10 protein-coding genes are annotated in these 18,376 nt (G+C 41.4%); 6 read left to right on the top strand and 4 right to left on the bottom strand.

Annotated features, from left to right (window positions below; translation table 11 throughout):
• Window positions 1-174: 174 nt before the first annotated feature.
• A complete protein-coding gene (locus H6G74_RS01175; RefSeq protein ID WP_190965912.1) occupies window positions 175-1,464 on the bottom strand; it encodes an ABC transporter permease in 1,290 nt (429 codons plus the stop codon).
• A gap of 222 nt (window positions 1,465-1,686) precedes the next feature.
• Complete coding sequence (locus H6G74_RS01180; protein ID WP_190965913.1) at window positions 1,687-3,237, bottom strand: efflux RND transporter periplasmic adaptor subunit; 1,551 nt, start codon at window positions 3,235-3,237, stop codon at window positions 1,687-1,689.
• A gap of 402 nt (window positions 3,238-3,639) precedes the next feature.
• Here H6G74_RS01180 and H6G74_RS01185 point away from each other — a divergent pair, with 402 nt between their 5' ends.
• The 3 genes from H6G74_RS01185 to H6G74_RS01195 all read left to right on the top strand — a co-directional run bounded on the left by H6G74_RS01185 (window position 3,640) and on the right by H6G74_RS01195 (window position 13,144).
• Window positions 3,640-5,415 (top strand): ShlB/FhaC/HecB family hemolysin secretion/activation protein, encoded by a 1,776-nt coding sequence (locus H6G74_RS01185; RefSeq protein ID WP_190965914.1) that lies wholly within the window; start codon window positions 3,640-3,642, stop codon window positions 5,413-5,415.
• Window positions 5,416-5,759: 344 nt separating this feature from the next.
• Window positions 5,760-10,013 (top strand): two-partner secretion domain-containing protein, encoded by a 4,254-nt coding sequence (locus tag H6G74_RS01190; RefSeq protein ID WP_190965915.1) that lies wholly within the window; start codon window positions 5,760-5,762, stop codon window positions 10,011-10,013.
• Window positions 10,014-10,204: 191 nt separating this feature from the next.
• The gene (locus H6G74_RS01195; protein WP_190965916.1) at window positions 10,205-13,144 is read left to right on the top strand and encodes a CHAT domain-containing protein; all 2,940 of its coding nucleotides are present in this window, start codon (window positions 10,205-10,207) and stop codon (window positions 13,142-13,144) included.
• A 171-nt stretch (window positions 13,145-13,315) separates the two neighbouring features.
• Here the strand turns inward: H6G74_RS01195 and H6G74_RS01200 are convergent, their stop codons facing one another.
• On the bottom strand, window positions 13,316-14,083 hold the full coding sequence (locus tag H6G74_RS01200) for a DUF928 domain-containing protein (protein ID WP_190965917.1): 768 nt from the start codon (window positions 14,081-14,083) through the stop codon (window positions 13,316-13,318).
• A gap of 18 nt (window positions 14,084-14,101) precedes the next feature.
• On the bottom strand, window positions 14,102-15,460 hold the full coding sequence (locus tag H6G74_RS01205; protein WP_190965918.1) for a CHASE2 domain-containing protein: 1,359 nt from the start codon (window positions 15,458-15,460) through the stop codon (window positions 14,102-14,104).
• Between the two features lie 610 nt (window positions 15,461-16,070).
• Here H6G74_RS01205 and H6G74_RS01210 point away from each other — a divergent pair.
• The 3 genes from H6G74_RS01210 to H6G74_RS01220 all read left to right on the top strand — a co-directional run bounded on the left by H6G74_RS01210 (window position 16,071) and on the right by H6G74_RS01220 (window position 18,134).
• The gene (locus H6G74_RS01210; RefSeq protein WP_190965919.1) at window positions 16,071-16,877 is read left to right on the top strand and encodes a creatininase family protein; all 807 of its coding nucleotides are present in this window, start codon (window positions 16,071-16,073) and stop codon (window positions 16,875-16,877) included.
• A 57-nt stretch (window positions 16,878-16,934) separates the two neighbouring features.
• Window positions 16,935-17,462: a 2TM domain-containing protein gene (locus H6G74_RS01215; protein WP_190965920.1), complete on the top strand. Its 528-nt coding sequence runs from the start codon at window positions 16,935-16,937 to the stop codon at window positions 17,460-17,462.
• Between the two features lie 75 nt (window positions 17,463-17,537).
• Window positions 17,538-18,134: a Uma2 family endonuclease gene (locus tag H6G74_RS01220; RefSeq protein ID WP_190965921.1), complete on the top strand. Its 597-nt coding sequence runs from the start codon at window positions 17,538-17,540 to the stop codon at window positions 18,132-18,134.
• Window positions 18,135-18,376 lie beyond the last annotated feature (242 nt).

An 18,376-nucleotide genomic window follows, 5' to 3' on the forward strand; every position in this document is an offset into this window, starting at 1 on the left:
TTTGCGCCTCTGCGTCTTTGCGTAAGGCATAAAATTGAAAGTATGAAAAAACGAACCGCAAAGGACGCAAAGGTCACGAAGTTATAAGAGTTTTAGAGAGTTATTTGGTAAATTATCTTAATATTTTGAATAGAAGAGACAAGGAAGATGAAGGAGAAGTTTTTATTTTTCAAATTAATCACTTCGTAAAGCTGTAATCGGGTCTAATTTCGCAGCATTACGAGCTGGAATCACACCAGCAACTAAACCAACAAATAACGAAAGTCCAAAACCTACAACTACTGATGCCACAGAAATTACAAAGGGAAATTTAAAAATACTTGATGCGCCAAAAGCAATTAAAATACCACTGCCCATCCCAATACCACCACCAACAATCGAAATCACGATCGCCTCGGCTAAAAATTGATTGAGAATCGCTGAATTAGTTGCCCCCACCGCTTTGCGAATGCCAATTTCTCTTGTTCTTTCTACTACAGAAACTAGCATAATATTGGCAATTCCAATGCCACCAACCACCAGAGAAATTCCGGCGATCGCTACTACCATAATTGTAAATAAACCGACAACATTAGTAAACGTACTAACAATATCAGCTTGATTCGTAATCCGAAAATCATCTGGTTGGGGGGGATAAATTTCGTGACGCAAACGCAAAATATTAGTAACTTGAAATTGCGCCGCTTCTAACTTATCTTGATTACTAGATTTAATTAAAATTCCATTAACTGAAACACCAGTTAAAGCATTATTTCCTACTAATCTCCCCGACATACTAGTTAAGGGAATAAAAATTTGGTCATCTCTATCCATCGGCCCTTGAGCGCCTTTCGGTTCCATAATGCCAATTACTTCATAAGTTTCTCCTTGAATGCGAATTTGTTCACCAATGACTTGAGTACTATTGCCAAATAAAGTCCTTTTGACTGTCGGGCCAATCACCGCCACTTGCTTACTAGAATCAAGTTCTTCTTGGGTGAAAAATCGCCCCTCTTGCGGATGAGTATTGCGTGCGTCGGGATAATTTAAGTCTGTACCGTAGATTGTGGTAGAAGTATTTTCGCCACCATATACTACTTGAGCATTTCTTTGCAGATATGCCGAAACCAAATCGGCTGATGGGGCTTGTTGAGCGATCGCTTTGGCATCTTCCCAAGTTAAGGTACTGGTAGAACCCAAACCTTGACGGATATTTCCACTCCTGGCTGCACCCGCTAAAACTTGCAATACATCTGTCCCTAGTGCTTGGATTTGGTTTTCAACACTTTTCTGCACTCCTTGACCCACAGAAGTAATCGCAATCACAGATGCAATACCAATAACCACCCCTAGCATCGTCAGTCCTGTGCGTAATTTATTACTCCACAGCGTTTCTACAGCCATTGATATGATTTCAGTCAACGGCACTGTAGACTTACTAGGTCTTTTTTGAATTTTGGGAATTTTAGATAAACTCTGAAGCATACCAACCAATTTTAAATTTTGGATTTTGGATTTTAAATTAAAAGTCTTAATTCACATTTTCCACTTACATTAGTCCACGAATAGTCCGCGAAGGCGGACTTCGTTTTTATAGCCGCGAATTCCATTCGTCGGGGCTAGGTGTAAGATATGCACTGATTTATGTAGCTCAATAATTCACAAATATCTCTCCCTTGTCCCCCTTGTCCCCCTTGTCTCTCAACATTACTGACCAGAACGCCCACCACCACCAGAAGAACGACCACCACCACCACCAACACCAGGAAATACACCTCCCCGTGGCGTTGACTGCGGTCTTGAACCGGGCGGGAAACTCAGCAAGACTTTTTCATCACCTGTTAATCCAGATTTCACCTCTGTAAAGTTATTCACAGTCACGCCAGTTTCAATGCGGGTGAATACAGGTTGCTCATTCGCTCCTAAAACATACACGCCTGTAGCTCTTTCTCGGCGCACAACTGAGGCTGTGGGAACGACTAAAGCATTTTCTAGCTCACCAACTTGAAATTCTACATCAACATTCATCCCCGACCGCAGTAGGTTTTCTGGGTCAGAAAGAGATGCTTTCACCTGAAAACTAGTCACGTTCTGTTCGACGGTTGCTTGCGCCGCAATTTGACTGACTTTTCCCTCAAAAACTTTTCCTGGGTAAGCATCAGCTTTAATTGTTACTGGTTGACCAAGGCTGATTTTGGCAATGTTTGATTCTGATAAATTAGCAACAACTTCATTCACGGAAGCTAAAGCCAAAATCGATGAAGAAGTGGCGGAAGAAACAGCACTCCCGGAAGTGGTGGGAGTCACAAAAGCACCAGGATCAGCGAATTTTTGCGTTACCACCCCATCAAAGGGGGCGCGGATAATTGTGTCGTTGATTTGGGCTTGGATGTTTTGTAGTGAACCACGGGCGGAAATGACTTGGGCGCGGGCGACTTCAATATCTTCTGGGCGGTTTCCGGCTTTTAATAAAGCTAAAGCTTCTTCTCGCTGTTTCACAGTCGCTCTAGCTTGTTGAATATCTTCTGAACGTGAACCAGCTTGTTGTAAGGCTAATGCTTGTTGTGCTTCATTCACTTGGGCTTGGGCGCTATCACGGACTGACCGTTTTTGAATAACTGTTTGCAGAGAAATAGCCCCGGAGTTGTATAGCTGTTGATTGCGTCGTAAATCATCTTCGGCTTGGACTAAGCTGGCTTGGGTGCTTCTTAACCTTGCTTGGGCTTGGGCGATATCTTGGGGACGGTTCCCGGCTTCGACTTTTTGCAGATTTGCTTCGGCTTCGTCGAGTTGGGCTTGGGCTTGGGCGATATCTTGGGGACGATTCCCGGCTTGGGCTTTTTGCAGATTTGCTTCGGCTTGGGCTAACTGTCCTTGGGCTTGCACTAAACTACCCCGCAGGTTGGAATCATCCATATAAGCGAGAATTTGACCTTTTTTGACCGTATCACCTTCTTTAGCCAGCAGAGTTTTGAGTACACCTGAATTTTTGGGACTAAGGTTAATGGAGCGTTCTGGCTTGACTGTACCATTAGCCGAAACTGCGATCGCTAAATTTCGTCTTTCTACCGATTGTGTCAATATCTTTTGCCTAGCTTCTTGGCGTGGCACTACCGCCACTCGATAATAAACTCCATAGCCAATTCCACCCAACAGACCGAGCAATAGCAGCCACAGTAACCAATTATACTTTTTTCGCTGTTTCTGTTCTAAAGGTAGAGATGATGAATCTACAGGGTTTGATGTATCAAGTTTCATAACTGTGTCCGTTGTCCAAAAAGGCTACCAAGCTAGTTATCTAAGTCCCAACACCTAGATGCTCGGACTTTAAATTGCCTAATCTTATACCATCGCTATAGTGACTATATAAGCAGAAAATTTCAAGTTTGCATTTTATTATCAGCTAAAACGGACTGTTTTCTTCTATGACTAAAGTCACTAATAATTTTTCATTCGTATATGACTAAAGTCATTAAGTTTTACGATTTTAACATCAATAAGTTTTAATAAATTTTCATCTACTAACAGATAGATGAAATGATGGTCAAAATTTACGGAAATTAGAAGTCTAAACGATATATTTTTGATGCGCCTAATAATGTTTACCTGACTATGATTCAGTCAAAGAACCTAGCTGAATATCTTTAGCTTTTTTCCGTGATGAAAAATCAGATTAGGCAAAAATTTCTGACATCTTGGCACAGGATATGGGTTCTTGGTACAGTTGCCATAGCGATCGCCAGCACTACTAAATCTGTTGCTAGTTCTTCTGTAAATTGGCAAGTAGAAGAAAAACCAAATTTTGTATTAACTCAAATTCCCTCCCCAGTTAGGCCGACAATTCCTGAACCGCCGACAAAGCCAACTCCACCACCTGAAAACGAAGATTTACTGCAAACACCAACCCCTAGTCCGCCGATACCGCCACAAATCCCCGCAATTCCCCAGACGATAGTAATTAAGAAGTTTGAATTTCTCGACAATACTGCCTTTAGTAATGAAAAATTGGCGAAAGAAACTGAGGAATTTATCGGCAAACCTATTACTTTTACAGAACTAGTACAAGTAGAGGCAATTATTACCAAATTGTATACCGATGCTGGTTATATCAATTCTGGTGCAGTGATTCCAGCCGGACAGAAGTTTCCCAAAGACCAAGCTGTTGTCAAAGTTCAAATTGTAGAAGGTGGTTTAGAAGAAATTCAAGTAACAGGCACAAATCGGTTAAATCCAGGGTATATCAAAAGTCGGTTAGCGATCGCCACCCGTAGACCATTAAATCGCGATCGCTTGCTGCAAGCCATACAATTATTACAACTCGACCCTTTGATTAAAAATATTTCTGCGGAATTATCGGCGGGGACAACTCCAGAGTTAAGCCTCTTGAAAGTGAAAGTTCAAGAAGCAGACTCTTTTGCAGAAGAATTTTTTGTTGATAATAGTCGCTCACCTAGTGTAGGTAGCATTCGCCGGGGGTTGCGATTGAGTGAAGGGAATCTCCTCGGCTTGGGGGATAAACTTAGGGCAACTTACAGCAATAGTGATGGTAGTAATTCTTACGATATTAATTACACTATCCCCATTAATCCCCGGAATGGTACGCTGCAAGTAGGATATGGCGCAACCACCACTCAGATAATTCAACCACCTTTTGACCGTCTAGATATTTTAGGTGATTCACAATCTTTGGAACTAACCCTACGTCAGCCTTTATTGCAAACACCCAGACAAGAATTTGCATTAGGTTTGACTTTCTCCCAGCAAGAAAGTAAGACATCTTTGTTGGGATTAAACTTTCCCATTTCCCCTGGTGCTGATGATAATGGTAGAACTCGCATTTCTGCATTGCGATTCTTTCAAGAATGGACGAGTCGCAATTCGACAGAAGTATTTGCTCTCCGTTCACAATTCAATCTAGGGATAGGTGCGTTTAACTCCACAATTAATAGTGAGCCTCCAGATAGTCGGTTTTTCTACTGGCGGGGACAAGGACAGTACGTGCGACTTTTGGCTCCAGAGACATTGCTGGTGGTGCGCTCAGATTTACAATTGACGACACGCCCACTCGTACCTTTAGAGCAATTTACTATCGGCGGCTGGGGGAGTGTCCGGGGTTATCGGCAAGATTTGCTACTCAATGACAACGGCGCTTTTTTATCATCTGAAGTGCAATTGCCGATTTTACGAGTACCGGAAGTTAAGGGAATTTTACACCTCGTTCCCTTTGTGGATTTTGGCATTGGCTGGAATAGTTCTGCAAACTCTGAACTAAATTCTAATACTCTGTTGTCAACGGGTTTAGGGTTGCAGTGGCAAATGTCAGACTGGTTAAATATGCGCCTTGACTGGGGATTACCATTAATTGGTGTTGATGGAAGTAACAATTCATTACAAGAAAATGGACTGTCTTTTTCTATTAATGTTAAGTCGTTTTAATCAAGTTATTTTAATCACAAAAAACTTTGTTAAGAGACGTTATTAAGGTAAAGAAAAACAAGATTTGGAGATTAATCTCTATCAAAAGAAACAGAAGTGGGATGAGACTAAAGAATGATGGAGGAGATATAGATATTACTTACTGTACAGATGTACGATGCGTAAGTTTTCACTCTTGTGACTTGAGTTGTGGGAAAAATTCATTCTCATTGGCAGTGAATTTCTGGCTGATTCGATGTTTTTACTAGACAACTCAACTTTCAATCTCAGCATTAATTAGCCTTGTGTGAAATAGTTGAAATTTACCATTGCCTTCCCCACAAATAGTCCAGAGGTTGGAGAGTATGCAAGGACTGAGGCGATCGCTTTTTCTCATCACCTTACCCCTAGCCACATTCGGGTATCTTGCTTCTATCGACACCGCCAACGGGCAAATTATTCCTGATAATACTCTCGGTGCTGAAAAATCAATTGTCAACACGGTTGATGTTGGTATTCCTGTTGACCTAATTTATGGCGGAGCAACTCGCGGAAAAAACCTCTTCCACAGTTTTCGAGAATTTAATGTTGGTGAAGGAAGAGGATCTGCTTTTTACAATCCGACTGGAATTGAAAATATTCTTAGTCGGGTTACAGGGAAAAATCCTTCAAACATATTCGGTCTACTAGGTGTTGGGGGTAATGCCAATCTATTCTTAATCAATCCCAACGGTATTGTATTTGGGCCAAATGCTCGTTTGTTGATGGGCGGTTCATTTTTGGCAAGTACAGCCAACAGTCTAGTATTTGACAATGGGTTTGAGTTTAGCTCCACCAACCCACAAGCACCACCCATACTGACGGTTAATATCCCCATTGGCTTGCAGTTTCGGGATAATCCAGCAAGTATCACCAATCGATTTGTAGCCGATGCCGATAATGTAGAGCTTCAGGTAGCGTCAGGGAAAACTTTATCTCTTGTAGGTGGGGACATTAGTTTAGATAGAGGAAGATTAACAGCAGCAGGGGGACAAATTACTTTAGGAAGTTTAGCTGGTGCGGGAACAGTTGGATTGAATAGTGATGGTAGTTTGAGTTTTCCCGATGGTGTAGCGCGAGGAAATGTATCACTAACCAATGGCGCTCAAGTAGATGTGACTGCTGGAGGGGGAGGTAGTGTTAACATCTATGCTCAAAATTTAGATATTTTAGGTAAGAGTGCTATCTGTGCAGGGATTGGAGCAACCTCAACTTGTGGCAACCGAGCATCAGATATTGGATCTGTTGAGAACAAAGCGGGAGATGTTACGCTCAATGCCTTTGGAATATTAACTATACAGGGTAGTCAAGTAGAAAATAATGTCAATCCTAATGCGATTGGTAGTGCTGGTGATATTAAGATTAAGGCTAGCTCAATGAACATGAGGGATAGAGCAAGCCTAAGTTCCAGCACCTATGGAAAACAGGATACAACTGGACAACCGAGCCGTGCTGGCAGAGTCTTATTGGAGATTGGTGATGCACTGAGTCTAGAAAATAGCAGCTATATCTTCAACAATGTGGAATATGGAGGAGTAGGACAGGGTGGTGACGTTCAGATTAAAGCAGGGTCACTTTCTTTGCTCAATGGCTCCCAAATTCAAACCTTAGTTCGTGAAACCGAAAATAACCAACCACCAAGACGTGGAAACGCTGGCAAGGTGAATATTGATGTCCGTGATGCTGTCACAATTGCTGGTGTCGGCAAAGATAAAAAGCCCAGTGCAGTTTTCAGTAATGTAAATACAGGAGTCATAGGCAACAGTGGTGACATCCATATCATGGCGGGTTCACTGTCTCTTACTGAAGGCGGTCTACTGAGTTCCAGTAACTCTGGAACCGGAGATGCGGGAAAAATATCTGTGCAAGCCAAGGATTCCATTTCTCTAGCAGGTATTGGCACTGCTATCTCCAGCGAGGTCGGGTCACAAGCTCAGGGCAATGCTGGTGATATTACTATCATGGCTCGGTCAATGAGCATGAGGGATGGAGCGGAACTGAGTTCCAGTACTGGGGCAAAACAGGATACAACTGGACAACCGAGCCGTGCTGGCAGAGTCTTATTGGAGATTGGTGATGCACTGAGTCTAGAAAATAGCAGCTATATCTTCAACAATGTGGAATATGGAGGAGTAGGACAGGGTGGTGACGTTCAGATTAAAGCAGGGTCACTTTCTTTGCTCAATGGCTCCCAAATTCAAACCTTAGTTCGTGAAACCGAAAATAACCAACCACCAAGACGTGGAAACGCTGGCAAGGTGAATATTGATGTCCGTGATGCTGTCACAATTGCTGGTGTCGGCAAAGATAAAAAGCCCAGTGCAGTTTTCAGTGCTGTAAATACAGGAGTCATAGGCAACAGTGGTGACATCTATATCATGGCTCGGTCAATGAACATGAGGGATGGAGCGACACTGAGTTCTAGCACCTATGGAAAACAAGATACCACTGGACAACTGAGCCGTGCTGGCATAATTTCATTGCAGGTTGATGATGCGCTGACAATTTCTGGTACAAGTAACGATATAAATCGATATCCCAGTAGCATTAACAGCATTTTGGGTCAAGGAGCGATTGGTAAAGGTGGAGATATCAACATTCAAGCTGGGTCGCTCACTGTAAAGGATGGGGCGAGAATAGATAGCAGTACTGCTGGACAACAGGATACTTCGGGGCAACCAAGTCGTGCTGGAGATGTGAATATTAATGTCCAAGGCACTATCAATTTTTCTGGATATACTACTCAAATGCTTGATGGAAGTAAACAACAGTTCTACTCAGGAATTTCAAGCCAAGTATATTTAGGAGCAATAGGTAACGGCGGCAATATAACTATTCAAGCCGGATCGCTATCAATGAATGATTGTTGTAGCGTTATTTCTAATGCTACTTCTGGTCAAGGAAATGCAGGAAAAGTATCAGTGAAAGTTGATGACTTCATCCAACTCGCCGACCTTAGCAACATTAGAAGCAATGTAGAACCAGGAGGTATAGGAGTTGGGGGTGATATAGATATTCAAGCGCGATCGCTTACCTTAACAGATGGTTCTCAGATACTGGCTGCTGTTATGCGTCAAGGATCGGGTTCTTCTGCTGGAAGAGGAAAAGCTGGAAATATAAATATTAACGCTACCGATTTTGTCAATATTTCTGGTGTTAGTTCTACTCAATATCCTTTTGCTGATTCCTTGAATCCTTCTAAAATTTTGCTAACGGCAGGATATTCCAGTGGATTATTTGCCAGTGCCGAAAGAGGAACAACTGCAATAGATATCAAAGCTTCAGGAGATATAAAGATTACCACTGGTAACTTTCTTTTGACAAATGGTGCAGTAGTAAATACCTTAACGTCCAATACTGGTAATGGAGGAAAAATAACTATAAATGCCAAGACCTTGACAGCTACTGGTGGTGGACAACTCCTCACCACTACGCGTGGTAGTGGGCGTGCTGGCGACATCTCTTTAAAGATTTCTGACGGTATTACTCTTTCTGGTATTGACCCTAACTTTAATGAACGATTAACACGGGTTGAACAGACTATAAAAAATAGTTCACTTAACGAATTACCTAGAGACATAGTAAATAATCAGGGATCTGCAAGCGGGATATTTGCTAACACGAGTCCTGACTCTGTAGGAGACGCTGGCACAATATCCATTGATCCCAGAACATTAGTGATTCGTGATCGCGCAGGTATTGGGGTAAATAGTCAGGGAAAAGGAAAAGGCGGGAACATTGAGATCAATTCAGGTAATCTTACGCTGGATAATAATGCCTTTATCTCGGCGAACACAGCCAGCAATCAGGGTGGCGATATTTTCCTGACAATCGGAGACCTATTACTATTACGCCGAAACAGTAATATATCTACCAATGCCGGTACTGATCAAGCTGGTGGAGATGGAGGCAACATCAAAATTGACTCTGATTTCATTGCTGCCCTATCCTCAGAAAATAGTGATATCACCGCTGATGCTTTTACAGGCAGAGGGGGTAGAGTCGAGATTACAGCTAAGGGTATCTTCGGCATTAAACCCCGTAACTATCAAACCCAGCGTAGTGATATTACTGCAAGTTCAGAATTTGGCATAACAGGCACCGTGACACTTAACACCCCAAATGTTGATCCCAGTCATGGGTTAGTTGAATTACCCAAGAATGTTGTTGACCCCACCGAGCAAATTGCCCAAAATCCCTGTCAACGCGGTGTAGGCAGTAAATTTATCATCACTGGACGCGGTGGCTTACCACCTAGCCCCAATGAAGCAACTAGCAGCGATGCTGTGCGAGTTGATTTAGTAGAACCTGCACCTGGGAGAAGTGGGGGAGCAGGGGAGCAGAGGCGCATCACTTCTCCTTCCCTACGGGACGCTACGCGAACGGAGACGCTAACGCGAACGTCTACGCTCAGTGGCCAGGGGGCAGAGGAGAAAGGGAAGTCTTCAGTTGCTAAATCAATTGTGCCTGCTCAAGGATGGATATTCGATAAAAATGGTGAGGTGATGCTGACAGGTTATGACCCCACAGGCACAGGTTTGCAACGTCTCGTTAATTCAGATGTTTGTCCAGTACCTTGAATTAATTCGTAATTAAACGTGGTGTGCAATGTTCTTTCAGACCTAACCCCCAACCCCTTCCCTTGTGGGAAGGGGAGCAAGAGTCAAAGCCTCTCCCCGTCGCGGGGAGAGGTTTGGAGAGGGGTTAAGCCAAAGTCTGGAATTCACATATTTTTAACCCATAAAGAAAATATTGACAAGGAAGGCAGAGTATGGTTTTTAAACTGTCTAACCTAGTGCAGAGATTGCAGAATCTAGTTAAAAGACTATACACTAAACGATCGCCTACAGTAACTAAACCGCGATCGCTCCTCCTATTAATACTCTTACTTGTCCTCTCTTTCACCATTCCCCTGGTTGCTCACCAAGTCTCGGCATCAACTGTCATCGCTCAAACTCAGCAAAATCCCTTACAACTGGTAGAACAAGCCAAAAAACTCTACACTACCGGACAATTTGAGCAGGCGGCTTTGGTTTGGCAACAAACGGCTGAAGCCTTTGCTGCTCAAGGGGATAAGCTCAATCAGGCAATGGCTTTGAGTAATCTTTCCCTCACACAACAACAACTGGGTAAGTGGAAAGAAGCAGAACAGGCGATCGCAACTAGCCTTCAACTCCTCGAAACCCAGGAGCAAACACCAACGCAACGCCGCATCCAAGCGCAAACCTTGGATATTCAAGGAGAGCTAGAATTAGCAATGGGGCGATCGCAAGCAGCCCTGAAAATTTGGCAACAGGCAGCTGACATATATAAAGATATCGGCAATAAAGAGGGATTGCTCCAGAATCAAATTAACCAAGCTCAGGCCATGCAAGAATTAGGGCTTTATCGCCGAGCTTGTGAAACATTACTAGCAGCTTTAGAAATTGAGCATCAAGACCTTGTTATCTCAGAACAAAAACTACAAAACCTGAGCGCAAAACTTGCAACAACAGGAAAGTTGACATCTTTACAAGTCGTGGGATTACGTAGCCTTGGTGATGTTCTGCGAGTGATTGGTAATAGAAAAGATTCCGAACTGGTTTTAGCAGAAAGTGTAAAATTAGCACAACAATTGGGTGATACTCAAAACTTGGCTGCAAGCTACCTTAGTTTAGGTAATACATTTTTGACATTAGGTAATCAAAAAGCCCAAACAGAAAAAACTACCACGCCAATTACATTCACATCATCTCAAAACTGCATAGCACAAGCAAATAATACTGCTGTCGAACTATACCAACAAGCAGCAGGCTGCTATCACCAAGCTGAGTTATCCCCTGATGCAAACACTAGCACCAACGCACAACTCAATTTACTCAGCCTTTTAATCCAGACTCAACAATGGGCTGATATATCAACACTACTGCCTAAAATTCAACCCCAACTAAATAAATTGCCTATTAGCCACAAAGCTATATATGCTCAAATAAATTTGGCACAAAATCTCATCTGTCTGAAATCAGCCGTAAATCCACAAGTATCTCAATTATCATCCCCCCTACTTCAGCAATGCGGAGTAACCCAGAAAAAAACAACTAATACTGGGGATAATACCTTGCCACCTTCACTGATACCTGCATGGGAAGATGTGGCAAAAATTGTCACCACTGCACGCAACCATGCTCAAATTTTGCAAGACAAGCAAGCAGAAGCCTACGCTTTGGGTTATTTAGGCGGAGTTTACCAAGAAATTGGAGACATGACTAATGCTCAAAGGTTGACCGAACAAGCCTTGCGGTTAGCTTCTTCCTTCAATACGCCACATATTGCCTATCGTTGGCAATGGCAATTAGGACGACTGCGGCGAATTCAAAAGAACCAACAAGGTGCAGTTATTGCTTACACAGGAGCATTTGAAACTCTCAAGTCATTACGTAAAGACCTGACTGCTGTCATTAACCCAGAGGTGCAATACACTTTTCGAGACAGTGTAGCACCAGTTTATCGAGAACTTGTCGATTTACTGTTGCAAGGTAACAATTCTCAGCAAAAAAACCTCAAACAAGCTCGTGATGTAATTGAGGCTCTTCAATTAGCAGAATTGGATGATTACTTTCGAGATGCTTGCATTCAAGCTAAACCACAACAGATTGATCAAGTCGTAGATAAAGCTACTCCCAAAGCCGCAGTTTTGTATGCAATTACTTTACCAGAACGCTTAGAATTAATCTTGAAAGTGCCGGGTCAAGACAACTTAGAACACTACACCACAACAGTTACCCAAGAAGAATTAGAAAAAAACTTACAACAACTAATAGAACGTCTCAACGATAAAACCAGTTTTGCTTACGAAATTCAAGCATTATCTCAACAAACATACGATTGGTTAGTTCAACCAATACAACCTAAGTTAGCCAAGAATCAAGTAAAAACCTTAGTATTTGTCTTAGATGGAATGTTAAGAAATATTCCTATGGCAGTCTTATATGACCGCCCCAGTCAGGAATATTTAGTGCAGAAATATGCTCTAGTTCTCACTCCAGGGCTGCAACTCATTAATCCTCGCCCTCTAGCAAATGTCCCCTTAAAAGCCATAATAGCTGGTATAAGTAAAGAACTTAATTTTACTGACGAAAATGAGTATTTTCATAATCTTGAGTTCGTACCTAATGAATTAGGAGAAATTGAGAAGGAAATTCAAAATAATGAAAAATTGCTAGATCAAGATTTTAGGAAAAATATACTGCAACAGCATCTAGCAACTGCTAAGTTTACTATTGTTCACTTAGCAACTCATGGTGAATTTAACTCTGACCCGGAAAAGACTTTTATTGCTACCTGGGATCGGCTAATTAAAATCAAAGACTTGGATAGTTTACTGCGAGCAGGCAAAACAAATCAACCAATTTCTATCGAATTACTTGTTCTCAGTGCTTGTGAAACAGCTACAGGAGACAACCGCGCTACGCTAGGACTAGCTGGCGTTGCTGTGAGAGCCGGAGCGAGAAGTACGTTAGCAAGTTTGTGGTCAGTCAACGATGAATCTACATCTGAACTCATGGGTGAATTTTATCGTGAGTTAGTTCATGCGAATGGCAGAAAAAATATCAGTAAAGCTGAAGCTCTCCAGCAAGCTCAGTTAGCTCTGTTAAACAATCATAATCCGAATAAACAATGGGAACGTCCTTATTATTGGGCCCCCTTTGTTTTAGTGGGAAATTGGCTGTAAATAATTTAGGAATTACGCAAGTGTCATAATCAAACTAACTATAGGGTGCGTCAGACCTAATAATTTCGTACAAATGAGAGGATTTTTCACATCTGACGCACCCTACCCCTCTTAGTCTGATCCCAGTTGGGGATTTAAACACCAACTGGAACATTTCTGAATTTTGATTGTTTAACTTTGAGGAGTTACAGTACCAAAATTAGATTCTTGACCTAGCATTTCTAAACCAACGCCTTCAGCTTCTAACAAATCAACCCATTCTTGTTTTAAAGTTGGGTCTTGTGGATTTTGGCGACGGCGTTCAGCTAAATTTGTCAATGCGTCATACCAAATCCGATTATCTAAATAACTTTGGTAATCTTTAGTTATAGCGGAACGAAGGCTGACTCGTTTGATTGATCCCCCAACATCAAAACTCTTACCACTATTACAAACAAGCCGAAAATACCAATTGTAAACTTTATCCTGTTGCAGGGCATTTTGAGGTTTTGATGGCAAAGTAACACCAACAATTCCCGGCGTTGATTGTATTGTATATTGAGTTCTATCTAAGGTTTTTTGTGCTGCTTCATCCTGCAATACTAGCTCAACGTATTTGATATTTCTCGGATAGTTAGGAACATAAACCCAAAAGGTAGGATACTCAGAGACAGTTAATGCCCATGTTGCTGTTTTAGGAACCAAAGCAGTTAGTTCTTTTCTTTCTATACCGTCACAATTACCACGACTAGCAGCATCCGTTTGTCGATTTGGTCTACCCGTGCCAGAAAAATCAAGTTTTGGTTTGCGGGCTAAATTTGCTAAATGAAAGTTGGAATTGATATTTGAGTTAGTAGACTCTGCTAAAACTGATATGGGATAGCTAGTTAAGCCAGCCACTACCAAAGAGACAGAAAAAACAAGAGAAGATTTTTGAAAAATTGACTTTGTTCTATTCATAATTTCCTCTAAATACTATCAACTGTTACTAGAGGTGGTCTGCGAATACGCTAAAGCAATGGCTACACAAGCTGAAGTGAGAAACAAACCCAGAGTGGGGGGTATAAGCGGCAACCAGCCACCCTGAGTAAAAGCAAAAAAACATAGTCCGTATAAAATGGCGATCGCTATACCTACAACTAGAGTCCGCCTCAATGGCGATCGCCAATACTCAATTAATATCCCTACAACCAAAGCCCAGATCCAAACCCAGATGATTTCCCAAGCTTGCGGCCACCACCACAACAAAGGTCGTTGATCTAACACAGCACTAATAATTTGACTCACCATGTGTGCCTGAATGAACACCCCAGGTATTTTTTGTCCATAGGGAGTCTTATGAAAATCCCTAGAATTTGGGGCAGTAGTACCAATTAAAATAATGCGATCATTGACTAAACTTGGTAATCTGTCTTTTTGTGCATCTTCAAGGATATCTGTCAGGTTTATTTGCTGGGCAATTGATTCATCAGGTTTCAGTGATCTGTAATTGAGAAGAATTTGGTAGCCTAACTCTTCTTTTGTCGGTAACTGATACCCACCAGCATCTGAAACTAACTTGGGAAAAAAGATTTTACCAATTTGTAAGGTCTTATCTGGTGTTTGTTGGATTGGTGAAACATTTTTTGTTTCTAAGTAAAGAAGTGCAATCCGCAGACTAAATGATTGGTCTGTGTAACACTGATCGCTAGGTGTCATACCCAAGAATTGGCGACGGATAACCTCATCTGAATCTTCCGGGATATTACTAAAACCCAAACGTTGATTTTGCTCTGACGGAATTTCAGGAGGAGCTTTTGTTCCTTCTACACTGCACGTAACAATCAAACGCTTGTTATCCTGAAATTGTTTTGCTAGTTCTGGGAATTTTTGGTTGACACTAAAATCACGGAAAATATCTAAACCTATGACTCGCGGTTGATGCTGATTCAATTTTTGTAAGACTTCTTGAAGTGCTTGATCTGATAAAGATTCTCCTCCCTTCTGCATTTTTTTCTGATTTTGATAATCTAGATCATCGTCAGTAACTGTGACTACCAGTAAGCGCGGATCTGGTTGTTCAAGAGGGCGCGATCGCATCATCCGGTCAAATGCCATCAACTCTGATGACTGTAATAATCCCGAAGGTCGCACTACTCCCATCAGTAAGCCGACAATGATCACACTGGCTAAGAATGCAGTTTGAAATTTTGAAGAGCGCCGCAGTGGTCTCAACTTTCCGTTGACACTTGGTGGTTCTGCTTCTGCTGGTTTCTTTGATTCCTGCATATATCGCAGAACTGTTATGAATGCGCCTGCTGCTGCTGCTAGGGCTGAAATTAGGCTTGGTAAATCCATAGAACTCCTATGATCTGGAATTGCGACCAGTCAAAACGTGGATTAGAGTTCAAATCCGAGATAATTACTGCGCCAATATATTAAAGTGAATACTCCAGAAAAATATCGAATTGATAAACCTATACGGTGTAATGATTGCTTCAACTCAGTACGAGATTGTTGATTACTTTTAACTCAATGCTTGATACCTACCAAAAGGTTACCTTTTTAGTAACAAACAAGTACCAATTCGTAAATAAATTTTATAGTAAGAGCAATTTTTACAAATTTTGAATAATAATGAAATTTAGTCATATATAGCCCTCTTCCGTCAGTCTCTGAAAACTTTTGCCATTTCTGAATTCTAAAGCTTTTGTATAGCAAGCGATCGCCAGATTATTTCTTAATAACAAATACAAGACCTATTTTTTTCTAATAGGAAAGCCTATATTGACTGACTAATAAAGCTTTCAGAGATTGACTGTACGGAAAGTGACAGAAGAGGGGTAAAAACAGATGAGAGAACTAATTTTGAAGGTGCAAAAATGAGAAATATCTCTAGGTAAGAAATTTACACTCACCATCATTAAAAGCTGGAACTTATAATATCCAATATCCCGATCGCAATGATATGCACAGCTTTATTCCCCCAGAACGCTTTTTTCCTTACCTGACTTGGACTGAAATCCAAGATATGCCCAATAAAGAAAATGTGGTAATTATCCAGCCAGTCGGCGCAATTGAACAACATGGCCCCCATTTACCATTGATTGTAGATGCGGCGATTGGTGTTGGTGTTTTGGGGAAAGCCTTGGCTAAGTTAGATGTAAATATTCCTGCTTATGCCTTGCCGACTCTGTATTATGGGAAATCTAACGAACACTGGCACTTTCCTGGCACAATTACTCTGAGTTCGGAAACTCTGACAGCCACAATTATGGAAGTGGGAGAAAGTCTTTATCGGGCTGGGTTTAGAAAATTGGTGTTGATGAACTCCCACGGCGGACAACCCCAAATTATGCAAATGGCGGCGCGAGATTTACACGTTAAGTATGATGACTTTTTAGTATTTCCGTTGTTTACTTGGCGTGCGCCCAATATTACCAAAGAATTGCTCACACCCAAAGAAGCCAAACTTGGTATGCACGCCGGAGATGCGGAAACTAGCATTATGTTAGCAATATTACCAGAACAGGTAAAACTCGAAAAAGCTGTGGCTGAATACCCACCAGAACAGCCAAACAGTACTTTAATTAGTTGGGAAGGACAGTTACCAGTATCTTGGACGACGCGAGATATTAGTAAAAGTGGTGTAATTGGTGATCCAACAACCGCCAGCAAAGAAAAAGGCGATCGCATCTTGGAATCTGTATCTGACGGTTGGGTGCAAGTAATTAAAGATATTTATGCTTTTAGACTACCAGAAAGCATAATCTAGATTTGCTAGTCTAGAAATAGTAACTGCGCGTTAAAAAATATATTAATAGTCAAGACTATGGCAAGATTTGAAAGTAATAGCCATCATTCTTATAGTCAAGAAGATGTACAACGCATTCTTCAGTTAGCGATCGCTCGTCAGGCTGATAACCAAGAAAAAGAGTTTTCTTATGAATTACTCGTAGAAATTGCAGGTGAGTTAGATATATCACTAGAGTCTTTACAATTGGCAGAACAAGATTGGCGATCGCAACAAAATGAAATTCAACAGCGTCAAGCTTTCGATGCTTACCGTCTCGCAAAATTTAAAAAACGGTTAGGAAATTTTGCAATTGTCAATAGTTTTTTAATATTAGCTAATTATTTGATTATTTTGCCGAATATTCATTGGTCACTGGGTATTTTGCTATTTTGGGGTTTAACAGTTGGGCTAGATTTTTGGAATAACTTTTATGCCAGAGGTGAAGCCTATGAAATCGCTTTTCAAAAATGGTATCGCCAGCATCAGCTAAAACAAAATTTCAATACAGTGATGAAGACTGCCAATACACTGGTGAATAAATGGCTGAAGTCATTGCAGACTTAAAACATAGTTAAAATACACAACCTGCCTTCTCAAGCCGGAATTATTTCTCATCTGGAAATAGACTGGAGACTTTTTATGACCGTAGCAGCAATAGCCAAACCAGCAAAAGAATCACCTCTGTTGTTTGAGGGAGTCACTTGGAGAGAATTTAAAGCAGTTGAGCAGTTATTAGACCGTCCAGGATATCGGCTGTCTTTTCTAGATGGAGTTTTGGAGATTCGCAGAAGGCCAGGAGAACCACACGAAACTTTTAAAAAGAGAATTGCCGGATTGTTAGAACTATACCTACTCATGGCAGGATTTGACTTTACTCCCACTGGTTCGATGACTTTAGAAAATGAAGCGGGTGGAGTAAAACGAGAAGCAGATGAATCTTATAAACTTGCTCCTGGTCGAGTACGTCCTGATTTAGTAATTGAAGTGGTGTTTACGAGTGGCGGCATTAACAAATTGGAAGCATACAAGCGGCTGTTGATTTCTGAAGTGTGGTTTTGGGAAGATGGCGCTTTGGAAGTGTATCACCTGCGGCAAAACGGCGAAACACTAGACTATGAAAGAATATCCAGTAGTGAAGAAGTCAAAGGCATCGATTTGGATTTGTTGCAACGCTGCATTAATATGGTTAACCATGTTGATGCCATCAAAACTTTTCAACAGGCTTTGGCAAAATAACGGACTTTTGCTATATAGCAGTCGAAGGATAGGTGAAGACATTTCAAAAGTATGAATGTCAGGTTTAGTAAAACTTTTGCCTCCTGCCTTCTGCCTCCTGCCTTGAAAGTGCTGAGTAAATCAATTTTGGATTTTAAATTTTGGATTTTAGATTAGGAAACTCTTTCAATCTAAAATCGGCAATCCAAAATCTAAAATTCTTCTGCCTTCTGCCTTCTGCTATAAATACACACAGCGAAGCA

The sequence above is a fragment of the Nostoc spongiaeforme FACHB-130 genome (genome assembly GCF_014698475.1).
Lineage (GTDB): Bacteria > Cyanobacteriota > Cyanobacteriia > Cyanobacteriales > Nostocaceae > Nostoc_B > Nostoc_B spongiaeforme.

Excerpts from the sequence above, each read along its gene's own strand:
- H6G74_RS01175 (WP_190965912.1), bottom strand. The coding sequence starts at position 1,464 with ATGCTTCAGAGTTTATCTAAAATTCCCAAAATTCAAAAAAGACCTAGT.
- H6G74_RS01180 (WP_190965913.1), bottom strand. The coding sequence starts at position 3,237 with ATGAAACTTGATACATCAAACCCTGTAGATTCATCATCTCTACCTTTA.
- H6G74_RS01185 (WP_190965914.1), top strand. The coding sequence starts at position 3,640 with ATGAAAAATCAGATTAGGCAAAAATTTCTGACATCTTGGCACAGGATA.
- H6G74_RS01190 (WP_190965915.1), top strand. The coding sequence starts at position 5,760 with ATGCAAGGACTGAGGCGATCGCTTTTTCTCATCACCTTACCCCTAGCC.
- H6G74_RS01195 (WP_190965916.1), top strand. The coding sequence starts at position 10,205 with ATGGTTTTTAAACTGTCTAACCTAGTGCAGAGATTGCAGAATCTAGTT.
- H6G74_RS01200 (WP_190965917.1), bottom strand. The coding sequence starts at position 14,083 with ATGAATAGAACAAAGTCAATTTTTCAAAAATCTTCTCTTGTTTTTTCT.
- H6G74_RS01205 (WP_190965918.1), bottom strand. The coding sequence starts at position 15,460 with ATGGATTTACCAAGCCTAATTTCAGCCCTAGCAGCAGCAGCAGGCGCA.
- H6G74_RS01210 (WP_190965919.1), top strand. The coding sequence starts at position 16,071 with ATGCACAGCTTTATTCCCCCAGAACGCTTTTTTCCTTACCTGACTTGG.
- H6G74_RS01215 (WP_190965920.1), top strand. The coding sequence starts at position 16,935 with ATGGCAAGATTTGAAAGTAATAGCCATCATTCTTATAGTCAAGAAGAT.
- H6G74_RS01220 (WP_190965921.1), top strand. The coding sequence starts at position 17,538 with ATGACCGTAGCAGCAATAGCCAAACCAGCAAAAGAATCACCTCTGTTG.